This window comes from Pseudomonas sp. Sample_9 (genome assembly GCF_004307535.1).
Taxonomy (GTDB): Bacteria; Pseudomonadota; Gammaproteobacteria; order Pseudomonadales; family Pseudomonadaceae; genus Aquipseudomonas; species Aquipseudomonas mercuritolerans.
In genome coordinates this window covers 15,244-31,241 of the sequence record NZ_RAZO01000168.1, presented here as the reverse complement: position 1 = coordinate 31,241, position 15,998 = coordinate 15,244, and the positions used below count along the sequence as shown (strand labels likewise).

The window sequence follows — 15,998 nt, the reverse complement described above, 5'->3', positions numbered from 1 at the left end:
CCACTCCACTCACGCTTTATCTGTCGCCGCCGGCAAGGTGAAACCGGACACCGAACGACGCAACTGACTGGCCATTTTCGCCAGATTGCCGATGCTCTCGGCGGTGGCCGTGGACCCCGACGAGGTCTGCGAGGTGATCTGCTGGATCACGTTCATCGTCAGCGAGATTTGCCCGGCCGAAGAGGTCTGCTGCTGCGCCGCGTTGGAAATGCTCTGGATCAGCGCCGCAAGGGTCTTGGAGACGCCTTCGATTTCTTCCAGGGCCACACCGGCATCCTGCGCCAGTCGCGCGCCGCGCACCACTTCGGTGGTGGTCTGCTCCATGGAAATCACCGCTTCGTTGGTGTCGGCCTGAATCGCCCGCACCAGGGTTTCGATCTGCCGGGTCGCGGCGGACGAACGCTCGGCCAGCCGCTGCACTTCGTCGGCAACCACGGCAAAACCGCGCCCGGCGTCCCCGGCCATCGATGCCTGGATCGCTGCGTTGAGGGCGAGAATGTTGGTCTGGTCGGCGATGTCGTCGATCAGGCTGACGATGTCGCCGATTTCCTGGGACGACTCGCCGAGGCGCTTGATGCGCTTGGCGGTGTCCTGAATCTGTTCGCGGATGTTGTCCATGCCGTGGATGGTGTTGTGCACCACCTCGTTGCCCTTGTTGGCGATTTCCACGGAACGCTCGGCCACCGCCGACGATTCGGCAGCGTTGGCCGAGACCTGATCGATGGACTCGGCCATGTCGCTGATGGCTGTCGAGGCTTCGGAAATCTGCTGCGCCTGTTGCTCCGAGGCCTGGGCCAGATGCATGGCGGTGGCCTGGGTTTCCTGCACGGCGGCGGCAACCTGGCCGGCGGTGAGGTTGATGGTCGCCACCAGATCGCGCAATTGGTCGACGGAATAGTTGATCGAGTCGGCAATGGTGCCGGTGAAGTCTTCGGTCACCGAAGCGGTCACGGTGAGGTCGCCATCGGCAAGGTCTTCGATTTCGTCGAGCAGGCGCATGATCGCGTTCTGGTTGCGCTCGTTCTTCTCGGCGGTTTCGCGCAACTGGCGATTGGTTTCCCGCACCATCACCAGACCGATGAGGATGATCGAGGCCAGCGCCAGCAAGCCCAGCACGTAGCCGCCAATGGTGTCGGTGTTGCGCCCGCCGGCCAAGTGTTCGAAACCGGTGGCCAGATGCGAGGCTTCCTCGAGCAGGGTTTGCGACAGGGTGAAGATGTTGCTCGCCGATTCGCGCACCTTGAACAGCTCTGGCGAAGTTTCGAGGATTTCGTCCACGGAGCCGGAAACGAACTGGAACAGCTCGGAGATTTCGCTCAAACGCGCACGGGCGTCGCGGTCTTCGACCTGGCTGATTTTCAGCGCCGGGTTGCCCTGCAACATGCCGTTGAGCACCAGACCGAAACGCGCGGCATCGCGGCCAAAGGCATCGGCGGCCTGCTGCGAGTTTTCGTCACCGGCGAGCACGGTGTTAACCGCACCGAGGATGCGTTCGGCGAGCAACGATTGCCGTTGCGCCATCGCTACCTGCGCCGCGGGAGCGCCACGCTGGAGGAGGATTTCCACGACTTTTTCGTATTCGATCTGCAACTGCGGCACGGTTTCGGCCAGCGTCGCGGCGACCTGATGCAGCGACAGCACGGTCTGTTCGCTGGTGAGGATCGCGTCGGTGTTTTTCAGCAGGCGTTCCCAGTCCATCTGCACCGCGCGCATTTCCGGGCGCACGGCGACGGGTGCCGGTGGCAGGCCGGTGTTCGGGTCACCCTTTTTCAGGTAACCCCAGCGCTGGGCAAAATCGTTGCGCGCATCACTAAGCAGTTTGAAGGCGGCCGCCTTGCCCGCCGCCGCTTCGGTGGCGTTCTTGGCGATGCGTTGCGAGAGCACGCGCAGTTCGCCGGCATGGCCGATGTACTGCTTGTCGTAGTTCGCCTGGGTGTTGAGGTACGCGAAGTTGGCGAACAGCAGCATGATGAACACGATCAGTGCGATAAACAGCACGATGATCTGCGCGCGACTGCGCGATGCTTCTGCCGACTTGCCTGTTTTTGCTTTTGTCATCGGTCCTCGCCTTAGAAACTCGCCATGGCCTCTTGTGGGAGCGAGCCTGCTCGCGAAGGCGGTGGGTCAGCCAGCATCAGTGTGCAGGGCAGACCGCATTCGCGAGCAGGCTCGCTCCCACAGGGATGGTATTCAACCAATCAGATTGCGACACCCATGAACACCGGGGATCTGGCCAGTGCAAACAGGCTGAACACCCGCCAGTTCTGTTCACGGCGGAAATAGCCTTTGACGAATTCGGCCTTGGAGCCCTGGCGCTTGCTGATCGACAGCGGCTCGAAACTGCCTTGCTCGAAATGCTGCAAACCGATCACCTCGTCGACCATCACCCCGGCGAACACGTCTTCATGTTCCACCACCAATACCCGCCGTTGTTTGCGCAGCGGCGACAGCTCATGGCCGAAGAACCCGCACAGGTCCATGATCGGCAGCAGCCGCCCGCGCAGGTTTGCCACCCCCTTGACCCACGGCTTGACCCCGGGCAACTGGGTGAAGCGCGGCTCATGCAAAACTTCGCTGACTTCGCCCATCGGCGCCACATACCAATGCTCGCCGAGGCGAAAGCCGATGCCGCTCCAGCGATCCGGGCGCGCCGCTTGCGACGGCAGGTCGGCTGCCAGCAGGCGGCAGCGCTGGTCGATCTGCCAGAGCAGTTCGAACGCGGTCAGCGATTCGTTCATGATCGCGCGATCAGCCTTTGAGGACGTTGTTCAGGGTCTTGATCAGGGTGTCTTCGTCGACCGGTTTGGTCAGGTAATCCTTGGCGCCCTGGCGGGTGCCCCAGACTTTGTCGGTCTCCTGATCCTTGGTGGTGATGATGATCACCGGGATGTGCGCGGTATCGGCATCCTTGGTCAACTGGCGGGTCGCCTGAAAACCGTTGAGGCCGGGCATGACGATGTCCATCAGCACCGCGTCGGGTTTTTCCTGACGGGCCAGGGCCACGCCGTCGGCGCCGTTCTCGGCCTTGAGCACTTCATGGCCGTGCTTTTCGAGCATGCCGGTGAGTTTGTACATTTCAGTCGGCGAATCATCGACGATCAGGATACGTGCCATGGTCTTCCCCATTTTTCTGGTCGACTGCCGGCCCGCTGGCCGAGCGTCACTGTGCGTGTCTTACTGCGGCAAAACGGCGGCGAAGCCCGGAACATGGGCCTGGATCGCGTTGAGCAGTTCTTCTTTGCTGAACGGTTTGGTCAGAAATTGATCAGAACCGACAATCCGCCCCTTGGCCTTGTCGAACAGACCGTCCCTGGACGACAGCATGATCACCGGCGTCGCCTTGAAGGCGCTGTTGTTCTTGATCAGGGCGCAGGTCTGATAACCGTCCAGACGCGGCATCATGATGTCGACAAAGATGATCCCGGGATGGTGGTCGGCAATCTTGGCCAGCGCATCGAAACCGTCGATTGCGGTGATCACTTCGCAACCGACATTCTTCAACAATGTTTCGGCGGTGCGGCGAATCGTTTTCGAGTCGTCGATCACCATGACCTTCAAGGCGCTGGACTGCTGTTCCATAAGAGGGTTCTACCGTCGCCTTTGCGAATCAAATTGTCCGTTTTGCTGTGAATAATGGCCTGAAACCCTTGAAACCCATGGGGCGGCGCGATCTGCCAGCCTTTTTAGCACAGTCTCCAGATGCAATCTATCGACGGGTTTTTCCTTGACCCGAAACCCGCCCGGCGCCACTCTGGCGGCACTTTTTCAATACCGATCCGGTAGCCAAATTTCGAGGAAAACCCAATGAGCGTTCGCGTCGGGATTGTCATGGACCCTATCGCCAGCATCTCCTATAAAAAGGATAGCTCGCTGGCCATGCTGCTGGCCGCGCAGAAGCGTGGCTGGGAACTGTTCTACATGGAACAGAAAGACCTGTATCAGGCCGAAGGCCAGGCGCGGGCGCGGATGAGTCCGCTGAAAGTCTTCGCCAACCCGGAAAAATGGTTCGAACTGGACGCCGAGCAGGACAACCTGCTGAGCGATCTGGACGTGATCCTGATGCGCAAGGATCCGCCGTTCGACATGGAATTCGTCTATTCCACTTATCTGCTGGAACAGGCCGAAGCCGCCGGCGTGCTGGTGGTGAACAAGCCGCAGAGCCTGCGCGACTGCAATGAAAAGCTGTTCGCTACGCTGTTTCCGCAGTGCACGCCGCCGACCATCGTCAGCCGCCGCCCGGACGTATTGCGTCAGTTCGCCGACCATCACGGTGACGTGATCCTCAAGCCGCTGGACGGCATGGGCGGTTCGTCGATCTTCCGCCATACCGCCGGCCACCCGAACCTCTCGGTGATCCTCGAAACCCTGACCCTGCACGGCAAGCAGCAGATCATGATTCAGGGCTACCTGCCGGCGATCGTCGATGGCGACAAGCGCATCCTGATGATCGATGGCGAGCCGGTGGATTACTGCCTGGCGCGGATCCCGGCCATGGGCGAAACCCGTGGCAACCTCGCCGCCGGTGGCCGTGGCGAAGCGCGTCCGCTGACCGAGAAGGATCGCTGGATCGCCGCCCAGGTCGGCCCGACCCTGCGCGAGAAAGGCCTGCTGTTCGTCGGCCTCGACGTGATCGGCGAGCACCTGACCGAAATCAATGTCACCAGCCCGACTTGCATCCGCGAAATCGACAATGCGTTCGGCACCGACATCGGCGGGATGCTGATGGATGCTATCGAAAAGCAGCTGCAAGCTTCGAGCCGCAAGCCACAAGCTTGAAGCCGCCCGCGTCAGCTTGAAGCTTGAAGCTTGAAGCTGCCCCTATGCAGCTTGTCGCTTGAAGCTCGTCGCTTGCAGCTAAAAACCAACATTGCGTTATCATGCCGAGCCCAAAAAAACGCGATGTTGGTTTTCTACGATGACTCTGCCGTCCGATCTGCCCGCTGAACTCGCCCATCGTGGCGTGCGCCCGGCCGATCGCCTCGGTTTTACCCTGTTTCTGGCGGCGCTGATTCATTTGGCGCTGCTGCTCGGCGTCGGCTTCACCATGGTCGAGCCGCAGCAGATCAGCAAAACCCTGGAAATCACCCTGGCCACCTTCAAGGCCGAGAAAAAGCCGGAAAAGGCGGATTTTCTCGCCCAGGAAAACCAGGAAGGCAGCGGCACGCTGGACAAGAAGGCCCTGCCCAAGACCACCGAAGTCGCGCCGTTCCAGGACAATCAGGTCAAAAAGGTCACCCCGCCGCCCGCCGCCAAGCCAGTGGTGCAGGAAGCCGCACCCAAGGCAGCGGTGACCACCGTCGCGCCGAAACCGAAAAAGGCGCCGACCAAGAAAGAAGAAAGCAAAACCGAAGTCAAACCGACCGTCGACGCGCCGGTGTTCGACAGCTCGCAGCTGTCCAGCGACATCGCCAGCCTCGAGGCGGAGCTGGCCAAGGAACAACAGCTGTACGCCAAGCGCCCGCGCATCCACCGCTTGAGCGCGGCCTCGACCATGCGTGACAAGGGCGCCTGGTACAAGGACGACTGGCGCAAGAAGGTCGAACGCATCGGCAACCTCAACTACCCCGAAGAAGCCCGACGCAAGCAGATCTACGGCAATTTGCGCCTGATGGTCTCGATCAACCGCGACGGCTCGCTGTATGAAGTGCTGGTGCTGGAATCCTCCGGCCAGCCGCTGCTCGATCAGGCGGCGCAGCGCATCGTCCGCCTGGCCGCGCCGTTTGCACCGTTTACCGGCGATCTGTCGGACATCGACCGCCTGGAAATCATCCGCACCTGGAAATTTGCCAGGGGCGACAAGCTCTCCAGCAATTAAAGACCCTGCAAACCCTGTGGGAGCGAGCCTGCTCGCGAATGCGGTGTGTCATTCAATATTAATGTGACTGGTCCACCGCATTCGCGAGCAGGCTCGCTCCCACCTTGGATCGGTGTGTTGCTTACATCTCCAGCTTGTCAGTTCGCCCCTCGAACGCCACACTAGCGCTCATGAAAAACGTCAGCCCCAGCTACCTCAAGCATCACTTCCTGATCGCCATGCCACACATGGCCGACCCGAACTTTGCCCACACCTTGACCTACATCGTCGAGCACACGGCCAATGGCGCGATGGGGCTGGTGGTCAACAGGCCGCAAGATTTGAACCTGGCCGACATCCTCGAACAGCTGCGCCCGGACATCGAGCCGCCGGCGCGTTGCCAGGATGTGCCGATCTTCATCGGCGGGCCGGTGCAGACCGATCGCGGTTTCGTCCTGCACCCGGCGGGCCAGACCTTCCAGGCCACGGCGCAGCTGGACGGCGACCTGGCCCTGTCGACTTCGCAGGATGTGCTGTTCGCCATCGCTGACGGCGTCGGCCCCGCGCAAAGCCTGATCACCCTCGGTTACGCCGGATGGGAAGCCGGGCAACTGGAAGCCGAACTGGCCGACAACGCCTGGCTGACCTGCCCGTTCAACGCCGACATCCTCTTCAACACTCGCAGCGAATTGCGTCTGGAAGCGGCAGCGCGGCACCTGGGCATCGACCTGAATCTGCTCACCAGCCAGGCGGGTCACGCCTGATGGCCCTGCGCCTGATTCTCGGCTTCGACTACGGCACCAAACAGATCGGCGTCGCGGTCGGCCAGGTCATCACCGGCCAGGCCCGCGAGCTGTGCACCCTCAAAGCACAGAATGGCGTGCCGAACTGGGATCAGGTCGAAGCGCTGATAAAAGAATGGAAACCCGACGCCGTGGTGGTCGGCCTGCCGCTGAACATGGACGGCACGCCCAGCGAGATGTGCGTACGCGCGGAGAAATTCGCCCGCCGCCTCAACGGCCGCTACAACCTGCCCTTCTATACCCACGACGAACGCCTGACCACTTTCGAAGCCAAGGGCGAGCGACTGGTGCGTGGCGGGCAGAAAGGCAGTTACCGCGACAACCCGGTGGACGCCATCGCCGCCGCCCTGCTGCTGCAGGGCTGGCTCGATGAAAACACTGCATTGTTTGAATCCTGACAAGCGCTTCGGCGCTTTTCTTTTGGTTATAAACCGAGCTTCGTCCGGCAGGACGCAGCGCGGAATCACGAAGGAGCAACCATGAGCCTGCCCAATCCCGCCGATCTGATCAGCCAGATGGCGACCCGCCTCAAGGCGCACCTTGCCCAGCGTGACATCAGCGAACCGCGTTACATCGGCATCCGCACCGGCGGCATCTGGGTCGCGCAGGCGCTGCTCAAGGAACTGGCCAGCGATGCGCCACTGGGCACGCTGGATGTGTCCTTCTACCGCGACGACTTCAGCCAGAACGGCCTGCACCCGCAAGTGCGCCCGTCCGCCCTGCCCTTCGAGATCGAAGGCCAGCATCTGGTGCTGATCGACGACGTGCTGATGAGCGGTCGGACCATCCGCGCCGCCATGAATGAATTGTTCGATTACGGCCGCCCGGCCAGCGTCACCCTGGTCTGCCTGCTGGACCTGGACGCCGGCGAGCTGCCGATCCGCCCGAACGTGGTCGGCGCCACCCTGACCCTGGCCGGCAACCAGCGGGTCAAGTTGTCCGGCCCCGAGCCGCTGACGCTCGAACTGCAAGACGTCACCCTTTAATCCGCCCTATTGAGAGTCCCCCTCGCGATGACGCCTCTAGATACCAAGCGCCCGCTGCAGCTCAATGATCAGGGCCAGCTGCGCCACTTCCTCTCGCTCGACGGCCTGCGCCGTGAGTTGCTGACGGAAATCCTCGACACTGCCGACTCGTTCCTTGAAGTCGGCGCCCGGGCGGTGAAGAAAGTCCCGCTGCTGCGCGGCAAGACCGTGTGCAACGTGTTCTTCGAGAACTCCACGCGCACCCGCACCACGTTTGAACTGGCGGCCCAACGGTTGTCGGCAGACGTGATCACCCTGAACGTGTCGACATCGTCGGCGAGCAAGGGCGAAACGCTGCTCGATACCCTGCGCAACCTTGAAGCGATGGCCGCCGACATGTTCGTCGTGCGCCACGGCGACTCGGGCGCGGCGCACTTCATCGCCGAGCATGTCTGCCCGCAAGTGGCGATCATCAACGGCGGCGACGGCCGGCATGCGCACCCGACCCAGGGCATGCTCGACATGCTCACCATCCGTCGGCACAAGGGCGGTTTCGAAAACCTTTCGGTCGCCATCGTCGGCGACATCCTGCATTCGCGGGTGGCGCGCTCGAACATGCTCGCGCTGAAAACCCTTGGCTGCCAGGACATCCGCGTGATCGCGCCGAAAACCCTGCTGCCGATCGGCATCGAGCAATACGGCGTCAAGGTCTACACCGACATGGCCGAAGGCCTGAAAGACGTCGACGTGGTGATCATGCTGCGTCTGCAACGTGAGCGCATGACCGGCGGCCTGCTGCCCAGCGAAGGCGAGTTCTATCGCCTGTTCGGCCTGACCACCGCACGTCTGGCCGGAGCCAAACCCGATTGCATCGTCATGCACCCGGGGCCGATCAACCGTGGTGTGGAGATCGAGTCGGCGGTGGCCGACGGCCCGCACTCGGTGATCCTCAATCAAGTGACCTACGGTATCGCGATTCGTATGGCTGTGCTGTCCATGGCCATGAGCGGGCAGACTGCGCAACGTCAATTCGAGCAGGAGAACGCCCAGTGAAGCTCAGCATTCTCGGCGCACGCGTCATCGATCCCAGCAGCGGCCTGGATCAAATCACCGACATCCACGTTGAAGCCTGCAAGATCGTCGCCCTCGGCGCCGCGCCGGCCGGTTTCAGCGCAGTGGAAACCATTGATGCCCAAGGTCTGGTCGCCGCGCCTGGCCTGGTCGATCTCAACGTTGCCCTGCGCGAGCCGGGCTACAGCCGCAAAGGCTCGATCGTCAGCGAAACCCGCGCCGCCGCTGCCGGTGGCGTGACCAGCCTGTGCTGCCCGCCGAAGACCAAACCGGTGCTCGACACATCCGCCGTGGCCGAACTGATCCTCGACCGCGCCCGCGAGGCGGGCAACACCAAAGTGTTCCCGATTGGCGCGCTGAGCAAAGGCCTCGACGGCGAACAACTGGCCGAACTGGTCGCGCTGCGCGACGCCGGTTGCGTGGCGTTCGGCAACGGTCTGGAGAGCTTCCGCAACAGCCGCACCCTGTGCCGGGCGCTGGAATACGCGGCGACTTTCGACCTGACAGTGATCTTCAACTCGCAGGATCACGATCTGGCCGAGGGCGGTCTCGCCCACGAAGGCGCGGTCGCCAGTTTCCTCGGCCTGCCGGGCATCCCGGAAACCGCCGAAACCGTGGCGCTGGCTCGCGATCTGCTGCTGGTCGAGCAGACCGGCGTGCGTGCGCATTTCAGCCAGCTGACCAGTGCACGGGGTGTGGCGCTGATTGCTCAGGCGCAGGCCCGTGGCTTGAAGGTAACGGCGGATGTTGCGTTGTATCAGCTGATCCTGACTGACGAAGCGCTGATCGACTTCAACAGCCTTTATCACGTGCAACCACCGCTGCGCACCCGTGCCGACCGCGATGGTCTGCGTGAAGCGGTGAAATCCGGGGTGGTCTCGGCCATCTCCAGCCATCACCAGCCCCACGAGCGTGACGCCAAACTGGCACCGTTCGGCGCCACCGAGCCGGGCATCAGCAGTGTTGAGTTGCTGCTGCCGCTGGCGATGACGCTGGTCGAGGATGGTTTGCTCGACTTGCCGACGCTGTTGGCGCGTCTGAGCGCAGGCCCGGCTGGAGCGCTGCGCCTGCCGGCGGGCAAACTGGCGGTGGGCGGTGCGGCGGATATCGTGCTGTTCGATCCGAAGTCTTCGACGGTGGCCGGTGAACACTGGCTGTCGAAGGGCGAGAACTGCCCGTTCATCGGGCACAGTCTGCCGGGTGTGGTGCGCTACACGCTGGTGGATGGGCGGATTACTCACCAGGCATGACTTGCTGCTGAGGGAGATTGTGGCGAGGGGATTTATCCCCGTTCGGCTGCGTAGCAGTCGCGAAGCCATTGCACGCGGTGGAACAAATCCACCGCGTTCTCGGATTCAGGACCGCTTCGCGGCCCAACGGGGATAAATCCCCTCGCCACTACTTACTGGAAGGCGCCGCGATTCTGCGCGTTGCGCACCGACACCTGATCGTTCAGGGTCCAGAAGTCATACAGCACGCCAATAAAGAACAACCCGCCGGTCAGCAGATACAGCAGGCCGCTGATCCATTTGCCCTGATACATCCGGTGTACGCCGAACACACCGAGGAAAGTCAGCAGAATCCACGCGACGTTGTACTCGATCGGCCCGGCAGCAAAGCGCAAATCCGCTTCGCGATCCATCGCCGGGATCAGAAACAGGTCGATCAGCCAGCCAATCCCCAGCAAACCGAAGGTGAAGAACCAGATCGTCCCGGTCACCGGTTTGCCGTAATAAAAGCGGTGCGCGCCAGTGAATCCGAAAATCCACAGCAGGTAGCCGATGACTTTGCTGTGAGTGTCTTTTTCTTTCACGCGGGGGAGCTGATAGCTGTTCATTAAGACCTCATTGCACTCGATAGATAAATATTCTTCATTTCTTTGTGACTTTTTTACAGGTGGCCGACGTATGGCAAATGTTACCGTTGCTAGCGCGAAACCCTTGTAGAACCTGACTTCTGTCGGACAATTGCGTACTTTTTGAGCGTTTTTGGTTCCGTAGCCGGCGGAATGAATCGATGAACGGCCTCGGAACGGCAAAAAAAGCTGTTATAAAGTTGCGCGCTATCACTTATGAGCCACGCCTAATGCGACCATTTTTCAAGACATGGCTGACTATTTGCCTATTAATGCCACTGGCCGCCCACGCCACCAATCGTGAGCAACGTCTTCCCAACGTCAACGGCTTCACCCCTAAATCCCATGCTTCGGCTCCATCGAGCAAAAGCAGCAAGAGCAAGACCACCACGCTGAGCAGCAAGAGCCGCAGCAAGCTGGTGCCACCGATGGCGAGCAAGGAAAGCAGCAATGTGCTGAGCCGTGCGGTAAACGTCCTCGGTACACCTTATCGTTGGGGCGGCAGCAGCCCAAGTAAAGGCTTCGATTGCAGCGGTCTGGTGAAATACGCGTTCAACGACGCTACGTTCGACCTGCCACGCACCTCCAACGCCATGGCCAGCGGTCACGGCGAGAAAGTCGAGCGCAAGGATCTGAAGCCGGGCGATCTGATTTTCTTCAACATCAAGAGCCGTCGGGTCAATCACGTTGCCATCTACCTGGGCAACGACCGCTTCATCCACGCCCCGCGCCGGGGCAAAGCGGTGAGCATCGACACGCTGAACAAGCCGTACTGGGAAAAGCATTACGTCGTCGCCAAGCGCGTATTGCCGAAAGAGCAACAGCAGCTGCGTGTAGTGCAGCGTTAAAGATCAAAAGATCGCAGCCTTCGGCAGCTCCTACATTGGGATCAGCGTTTCCCTGTAGGAGCTGCCGAAGGCTGCGATCTTTTGCTTTTGGTGGTTAAAAATTATCCGGCGTACGCGCTTTCTCGCGAGCATGCTCGCGGCTGATCAAGCCCTTGGTCACCAGATCCTTCAGGCACATATCGAGTGTCTGCATCCCCAACGACCCACCGGTCTGAATCGCTGAATACATCTGCGCCACCTTGTCCTCGCGAATGAGATTACGGATCGCTGACGTACCGAGCATGATTTCATGCGCCGCCACCCGCCCGCCGCCGATCTTCTTGATCAACGTCTGCGACACCACCGCCAGCAACGACTCCGACAGCATCGAACGCACCATCGACTTCTCGTCGCCGGGAAACACGTCGACCACGCGGTCGATGGTCTTCGCCGCCGAGGTCGTGTGCAGGGTGCCGAATACCAGATGCCCGGTCTCGGCGGCGGTCAGCGCCAAGCGAATGGTTTCCAGATCACGCATCTCGCCAACCAGAATCACGTCCGGGTCTTCACGCAGGGCCGAGCGCAGTGCGGTGGCGAAGCTGCGGGTATCGCGATGAACTTCGCGCTGATTGATCAGGCATTTGCGCGATTCATGGACGAACTCGATGGGGTCCTCAATGGTGAGGATGTGGTGATGGCGATGGGTGTTGAGGTAATCGATCATCGCCGCCAGCGTGGTGGATTTGCCGGAGCCGGTCGGCCCGGTGACCAGCACCAGCCCGCGCGGCGCGTCGGTGATCTTGCGGAAAACATCGCCCATGGCGAGGTCTTCCATGCTCAGCACTTTCGACGGAATAGTGCGGAACACGGCGCCGGCACCACGATTCTGGTTAAAGGCGTTGACCCGAAAGCGCGCCACGCCGGGTACATCGAAGGAAAAATCCGTTTCCAGATTTTTCTCGAATTCGATGCGCTGGGTGTCGTTCATGATGTCGTAGATCAGATCGTGCACTTGCTTGTGATCCAGCGCCGGCAGATTGATCCGTCGCACGTCGCCATCGACGCGAATCATCGGCGGCAGGCCGGCCGACAGGTGCAGGTCGGAAGCGCCCTGTTTGGCGCTGAAGGCCAGCAGTTCAGTGATATCCATAGCGTCCCTCAATTCCAGTAGAATGCCGCGAACCTACAGACCGCCGGCGCCTCTTGATGTCCACGATAGCAGACAACATCCTTCAGGTTAGTTCGCGCATCCAGGCAGCGGCCAAAGCTGCGCACCGCGACGAAAACAGCATCCATTTGCTCGCCGTGAGCAAGACCAAACCCGCCCAGGCCCTGCGTGAAGCCTATGCCGCCGGCCTGCGCGACTTCGGCGAGAACTACTTGCAGGAAGCCTTGGGCAAACAGCTGGAGCTGGCCGACCTGCCCTTGATCTGGCACTTCATCGGCCCCATTCAATCGAACAAGACTCGCGCGATTGCCGAGCATTTCGACTGGGTGCACTCCGTGGATCGTCTGAAAATTGCCCAACGCCTGTCCGAACAACGCCCGGCCGAACTGCCGCCCCTGAACATCTGCATTCAGGTCAATGTCAGTGGCGAGGCGAGCAAATCCGGTTGCACGCCGGCCGATCTGCCAGCGCTGGCCGAGGCCATCAGCGCGCTGCCACGCTTGAAACTGCGCGGACTGATGGCGATTCCCGAGCCGACCGAAGAGCGCGCCGAACAGGACGCTGCCTTCGCCGCCGTGCAGGCATTGCAGGCGAGCCTCGCTCTGCCGCTCGACACACTGTCCATGGGCATGAGCCACGACCTCGAGTCGGCCATCGCCCAAGGTGCCACCTGGGTGCGGATCGGTACCGCGCTGTTTGGCGCCAGAGATTATTCCCAGTCTTGAACGTTTCCAGATAAGGACCACACATGAGCAACACACGTATTGCGTTTATCGGTGCGGGCAACATGGCGGCCAGTCTGATTGGCGGCTTGCGCGCCAAAGGTCTGGAAGCGGCGCAGATCCGCGCCAGCGATCCGGGCGAAGACACCCGTGCCAAGGTCAGCGCCGAACACGGCATCGAAACATTCGCTGACAACGCCCAGGCCATCGACGGCGTCGATGTCATCGTCCTGGCGGTCAAGCCACAGGCGATGAAAGCCGTGTGCGAGGCAATCCGCCCGAGCCTCAAGCCTAATCAACTGGTGGTGTCGATCGCCGCTGGCATCACCTGCGCGAGCATGACCGCGTGGCTCGGCGAACAGCCGATCGTGCGCTGCATGCCCAATACTCCAGCGCTGCTGCGTCAGGGTGTCAGCGGTCTGTACGCGACCAGCGAAGTGAGCGCCGAGCAGCGCCAGCAAGCCGAAGAGCTGCTGTCCGCCGTCGGCATCGCCCTGTGGCTGGAAGAAGAACAGCAACTGGACGCAGTCACCGCAGTGTCCGGCTCCGGCCCGGCGTATTTTTTCCTGCTGATCGAAGCGATGACCGCCGCCGGCGTCAAACTGGGCCTGCCGAAAGCAATCGCGGAGCAACTGACCGTGCAGACCGCCTTGGGCGCCGCGTACATGGCGGTGTCCAGCGATGTCGACGCCGCCGAATTGCGTCGCCGCGTGACCTCGCCGAACGGCACCACGGAAGCTGCGATCAAATCATTCCAGGCTGGCGGCTTCGAAGCGCTGGTTGAAACCGCACTCGGCGCCGCCGCGCACCGCTCGGCCGAAATGGCCGAACAACTGGGCAAATAAGGAGCCTTACATGATCGGATTGAACACCGCAGCGGTTTACGTGCTGCAAACCCTCGGCAGCCTGTACCTGCTGATCGTGCTGCTGCGCTTCGTCCTGCAACTGGTGCGGGCGAACTTCTACAACCCGCTGTGCCAGTTCGTGGTCAAGGCCACCCAGCCGCTGCTCAAGCCTTTGCGCCGGATCATCCCGAGCCTGTTCGGCCTCGACATGTCGTCGCTGGTACTGGCGATTCTGGTGCAACTGCTGCTGATGGCGCTGACCCTGCTGCTGACCTACGGCACCACCGGCAACCCGCTGCAACTGGTGATCTGGTCGCTGATCGGCGTCACCGCGCTGTTCCTGAAGATCTTCTTCTTCGCCCTGATCATCAGCGTGATCCTGTCGTGGGTCGCACCGGGCAGCCACAATCCGGGCGCTGAACTGGTCAACCAGATCTGCGAACCGGCGCTGGCACCGTTCCGTCGTTTCCTGCCGAACCTCGGCGGCCTGGACCTGTCGCCGATCTTCGCCTTCCTTGCGCTGAAATTGATCGACATGCTGGTGATCAACAATCTGGCGGCGATGACGATGATGCCGGAGATTCTGCGTTTGCTGATGTAACCGAGTGCGTTCGGTCTGACTGACCGAGTCGCCTTTTTCGCGAGCAGGCTCGCTCCCACATTGGAATGCATTTCAACTGTGGGAGCGAGCCTGCTCGCGAATGGCTGCACCTCGATTCGAAGCGAAAACGCCGGACCTGATCGTTGCTTGCCGCTAACCCCCCCGGTCTTTAGACTTACGCCTCATTTCAACGAGAGCAGGGTCGATGCCAACTGCCTTTCCCGCCGATTCTGTTGGTCTGGTAACGCCGCAAACCGCGCATTTCAGCGAACCGCTGGCGCTGGCCTGTGGGCGTTCGCTGGCCGCCTATGACCTCATCTACGAAACCTACGGCACGCTGAACGCCCAGGCGAGCAACGCCGTGCTGATCTGCCACGCGCTGTCCGGTCATCATCACGCCGCTGGTTATCACAGCGTCGACGACCGCAAGCCCGGTTGGTGGGACAGCTGCATCGGCCCCGGCAAGCCGATCGACACCAACAAGTTCTTCGTGGTCAGCCTGAACAACCTCGGCGGCTGCAACGGCTCCACCGGCCCGAGCAGTATCAACCCGGAGACCGGCAAGCCGTTCGGCGCCGATTTCCCGGTGCTCACCGTGGAAGACTGGGTGCACAGCCAGGCGCGTCTGGCTGACCTGCTCGGCATCAGCCAGTGGGCAGCGGTGATCGGCGGCAGCCTCGGCGGCATGCAGGCACTGCAATGGACCATCACCTACCCGGATCGCGTGCGGCACTGCTTGGCGATCGCCTCGGCGCCTAAATTGTCGGCGCAGAACATCGCCTTCAACGAAGTCGCGCGCCAGGCGATCCTCACCGATCCGGAATTCCACGGCGGCTCGTTCCAGGAAGCCGGCGTGATCCCCAAGCGCGGGCTGATGCTCGCGCGCATGGTCGGCCACATCACCTATCTGTCCGATGACTCCATGGGTGAGAAATTCGGCCGTGGCCTGAAGAGCGAAAAGCTCAACTACGACTTCCACAGTGTCGAGTTTCAGGTCGAGAGCTATTTGCGTTATCAGGGCGAAGAATTCTCCGGGCGCTTCGATGCCAACACTTATCTGTTGATGACCAAAGCACTCGATTACTTCGATCCGGCGGCGAACTTCGACGATGATCTGGCGAAAACCTTCGAGAACGCTACAGCGAAATTCTGCGTGATGTCGTTCACCACCGACTGGCGCTTCTCCCCGGCCCGCTCGCGCGAGCTGGTGGATGCGTTGATGGCGGCGCGCAAGGACGTCAGTTACCTGGAAATCGATGCGCCGCAGGGCCACGACGCCTTTCTGATTCCGATCCCGCGTTATCTGCAGGCGTTCGGCAATTACATGAACCGCATTTCGTTGTGAGA

18 protein-coding genes are annotated in these 15,998 nt (G+C 61.4%); 12 read left to right on the top strand and 6 right to left on the bottom strand.

Annotated features, from left to right (window positions below):
- Positions 1 to 9: 9 nt before the first annotated feature.
- From D6877_RS09340 to pilG, 4 genes are all read right to left on the bottom strand, one after another.
- The gene (locus D6877_RS09340) at positions 10 to 2,058 is read right to left on the bottom strand and encodes a methyl-accepting chemotaxis protein (protein WP_130910564.1); all 2,049 of its coding nucleotides are present in this window, start codon (positions 2,056 to 2,058) and stop codon (positions 10 to 12) included.
- 140 nt (positions 2,059 to 2,198) lie between these two features.
- Entirely contained in the window at positions 2,199 to 2,738 is a 540-nt protein-coding gene (locus D6877_RS09335) for a chemotaxis protein CheW (protein WP_130910563.1), read from the bottom strand.
- A 10-nt stretch (positions 2,739 to 2,748) separates the two neighbouring features.
- Positions 2,749 to 3,114, bottom strand: a complete 366-nt coding sequence (gene pilH / locus D6877_RS09330; RefSeq protein ID WP_039757553.1) for a twitching motility response regulator PilH — start codon at positions 3,112 to 3,114, stop codon at positions 2,749 to 2,751.
- Positions 3,115 to 3,174: 60 nt separating this feature from the next.
- The gene (pilG, locus tag D6877_RS09325; RefSeq protein ID WP_016772743.1) at positions 3,175 to 3,579 is read right to left on the bottom strand and encodes a twitching motility response regulator PilG; all 405 of its coding nucleotides are present in this window, start codon (positions 3,577 to 3,579) and stop codon (positions 3,175 to 3,177) included.
- A gap of 225 nt (positions 3,580 to 3,804) precedes the next feature.
- Between pilG and gshB the strand changes: the two genes are divergently transcribed.
- From gshB to D6877_RS09290, 7 genes are all read left to right on the top strand, one after another.
- A complete protein-coding gene (gene gshB / locus D6877_RS09320) occupies positions 3,805 to 4,776 on the top strand; it encodes a glutathione synthase (RefSeq protein ID WP_130910562.1) in 972 nt (323 codons plus the stop codon).
- A 139-nt stretch (positions 4,777 to 4,915) separates the two neighbouring features.
- Positions 4,916 to 5,815: an energy transducer TonB gene (locus D6877_RS09315; protein ID WP_039757551.1), complete on the top strand. Its 900-nt coding sequence runs from the start codon at positions 4,916 to 4,918 to the stop codon at positions 5,813 to 5,815.
- A 170-nt stretch (positions 5,816 to 5,985) separates the two neighbouring features.
- On the top strand, positions 5,986 to 6,558 hold the full coding sequence (locus tag D6877_RS09310) for a YqgE/AlgH family protein (protein WP_016772739.1): 573 nt from the start codon (positions 5,986 to 5,988) through the stop codon (positions 6,556 to 6,558).
- Positions 6,558 to 6,995: a Holliday junction resolvase RuvX gene (ruvX, locus tag D6877_RS09305; RefSeq protein ID WP_016772738.1), complete on the top strand. Its 438-nt coding sequence runs from the start codon at positions 6,558 to 6,560 to the stop codon at positions 6,993 to 6,995. The genes D6877_RS09310 and ruvX overlap by 1 nt, the downstream gene beginning before the upstream one ends.
- 81 nt (positions 6,996 to 7,076) lie before the next feature.
- Complete coding sequence (gene pyrR / locus D6877_RS09300) at positions 7,077 to 7,583, top strand: bifunctional pyr operon transcriptional regulator/uracil phosphoribosyltransferase PyrR (RefSeq protein WP_024014655.1); 507 nt, start codon at positions 7,077 to 7,079, stop codon at positions 7,581 to 7,583.
- Between the two features lie 27 nt (positions 7,584 to 7,610).
- Entirely contained in the window at positions 7,611 to 8,615 is a 1,005-nt protein-coding gene (locus D6877_RS09295; protein ID WP_130910561.1) for an aspartate carbamoyltransferase catalytic subunit, read from the top strand.
- The gene (locus tag D6877_RS09290) at positions 8,612 to 9,883 is read left to right on the top strand and encodes a dihydroorotase (RefSeq protein ID WP_130910560.1); all 1,272 of its coding nucleotides are present in this window, start codon (positions 8,612 to 8,614) and stop codon (positions 9,881 to 9,883) included. Before D6877_RS09295 ends, D6877_RS09290 begins: the two co-directional genes overlap by 4 nt.
- A gap of 152 nt (positions 9,884 to 10,035) precedes the next feature.
- Here the strand turns inward: D6877_RS09290 and D6877_RS09285 are convergent, their stop codons facing one another.
- Positions 10,036 to 10,470 carry a TM2 domain-containing protein gene (locus D6877_RS09285; protein WP_016772734.1) on the bottom strand — a complete coding sequence of 145 codons (435 nt, stop codon included), beginning with the start codon at positions 10,468 to 10,470 and terminating at the stop codon, positions 10,036 to 10,038.
- 248 nt (positions 10,471 to 10,718) lie between these two features.
- Between D6877_RS09285 and D6877_RS09280 the strand changes: the two genes are divergently transcribed.
- Positions 10,719 to 11,336 (top strand): C40 family peptidase, encoded by a 618-nt coding sequence (locus D6877_RS09280; RefSeq protein WP_024014657.1) that lies wholly within the window; start codon positions 10,719 to 10,721, stop codon positions 11,334 to 11,336.
- A gap of 94 nt (positions 11,337 to 11,430) precedes the next feature.
- Here D6877_RS09280 and D6877_RS09275 read toward each other — a convergent pair whose 3' ends face one another.
- Entirely contained in the window at positions 11,431 to 12,465 is a 1,035-nt protein-coding gene (locus D6877_RS09275) for a type IV pilus twitching motility protein PilT (protein WP_016772732.1), read from the bottom strand.
- A 56-nt stretch (positions 12,466 to 12,521) separates the two neighbouring features.
- Here D6877_RS09275 and D6877_RS09270 point away from each other — a divergent pair, with 56 nt between their 5' ends.
- From D6877_RS09270 to D6877_RS09255, 4 genes are all read left to right on the top strand, one after another.
- Positions 12,522 to 13,208 carry a YggS family pyridoxal phosphate-dependent enzyme gene (locus D6877_RS09270; RefSeq protein WP_016772731.1) on the top strand — a complete coding sequence of 229 codons (687 nt, stop codon included), beginning with the start codon at positions 12,522 to 12,524 and terminating at the stop codon, positions 13,206 to 13,208.
- Between the two features lie 23 nt (positions 13,209 to 13,231).
- Positions 13,232 to 14,050: a pyrroline-5-carboxylate reductase gene (proC, locus tag D6877_RS09265; RefSeq protein WP_130910559.1), complete on the top strand. Its 819-nt coding sequence runs from the start codon at positions 13,232 to 13,234 to the stop codon at positions 14,048 to 14,050.
- A gap of 10 nt (positions 14,051 to 14,060) precedes the next feature.
- A complete protein-coding gene (locus D6877_RS09260) occupies positions 14,061 to 14,651 on the top strand; it encodes a YggT family protein (RefSeq protein ID WP_016772729.1) in 591 nt (196 codons plus the stop codon).
- A 205-nt stretch (positions 14,652 to 14,856) separates the two neighbouring features.
- Positions 14,857 to 15,996, top strand: a complete 1,140-nt coding sequence (locus D6877_RS09255) for a homoserine O-acetyltransferase (protein ID WP_130910558.1) — start codon at positions 14,857 to 14,859, stop codon at positions 15,994 to 15,996.
- The last annotated feature ends 2 nt before the right edge of the window (positions 15,997 to 15,998 follow it).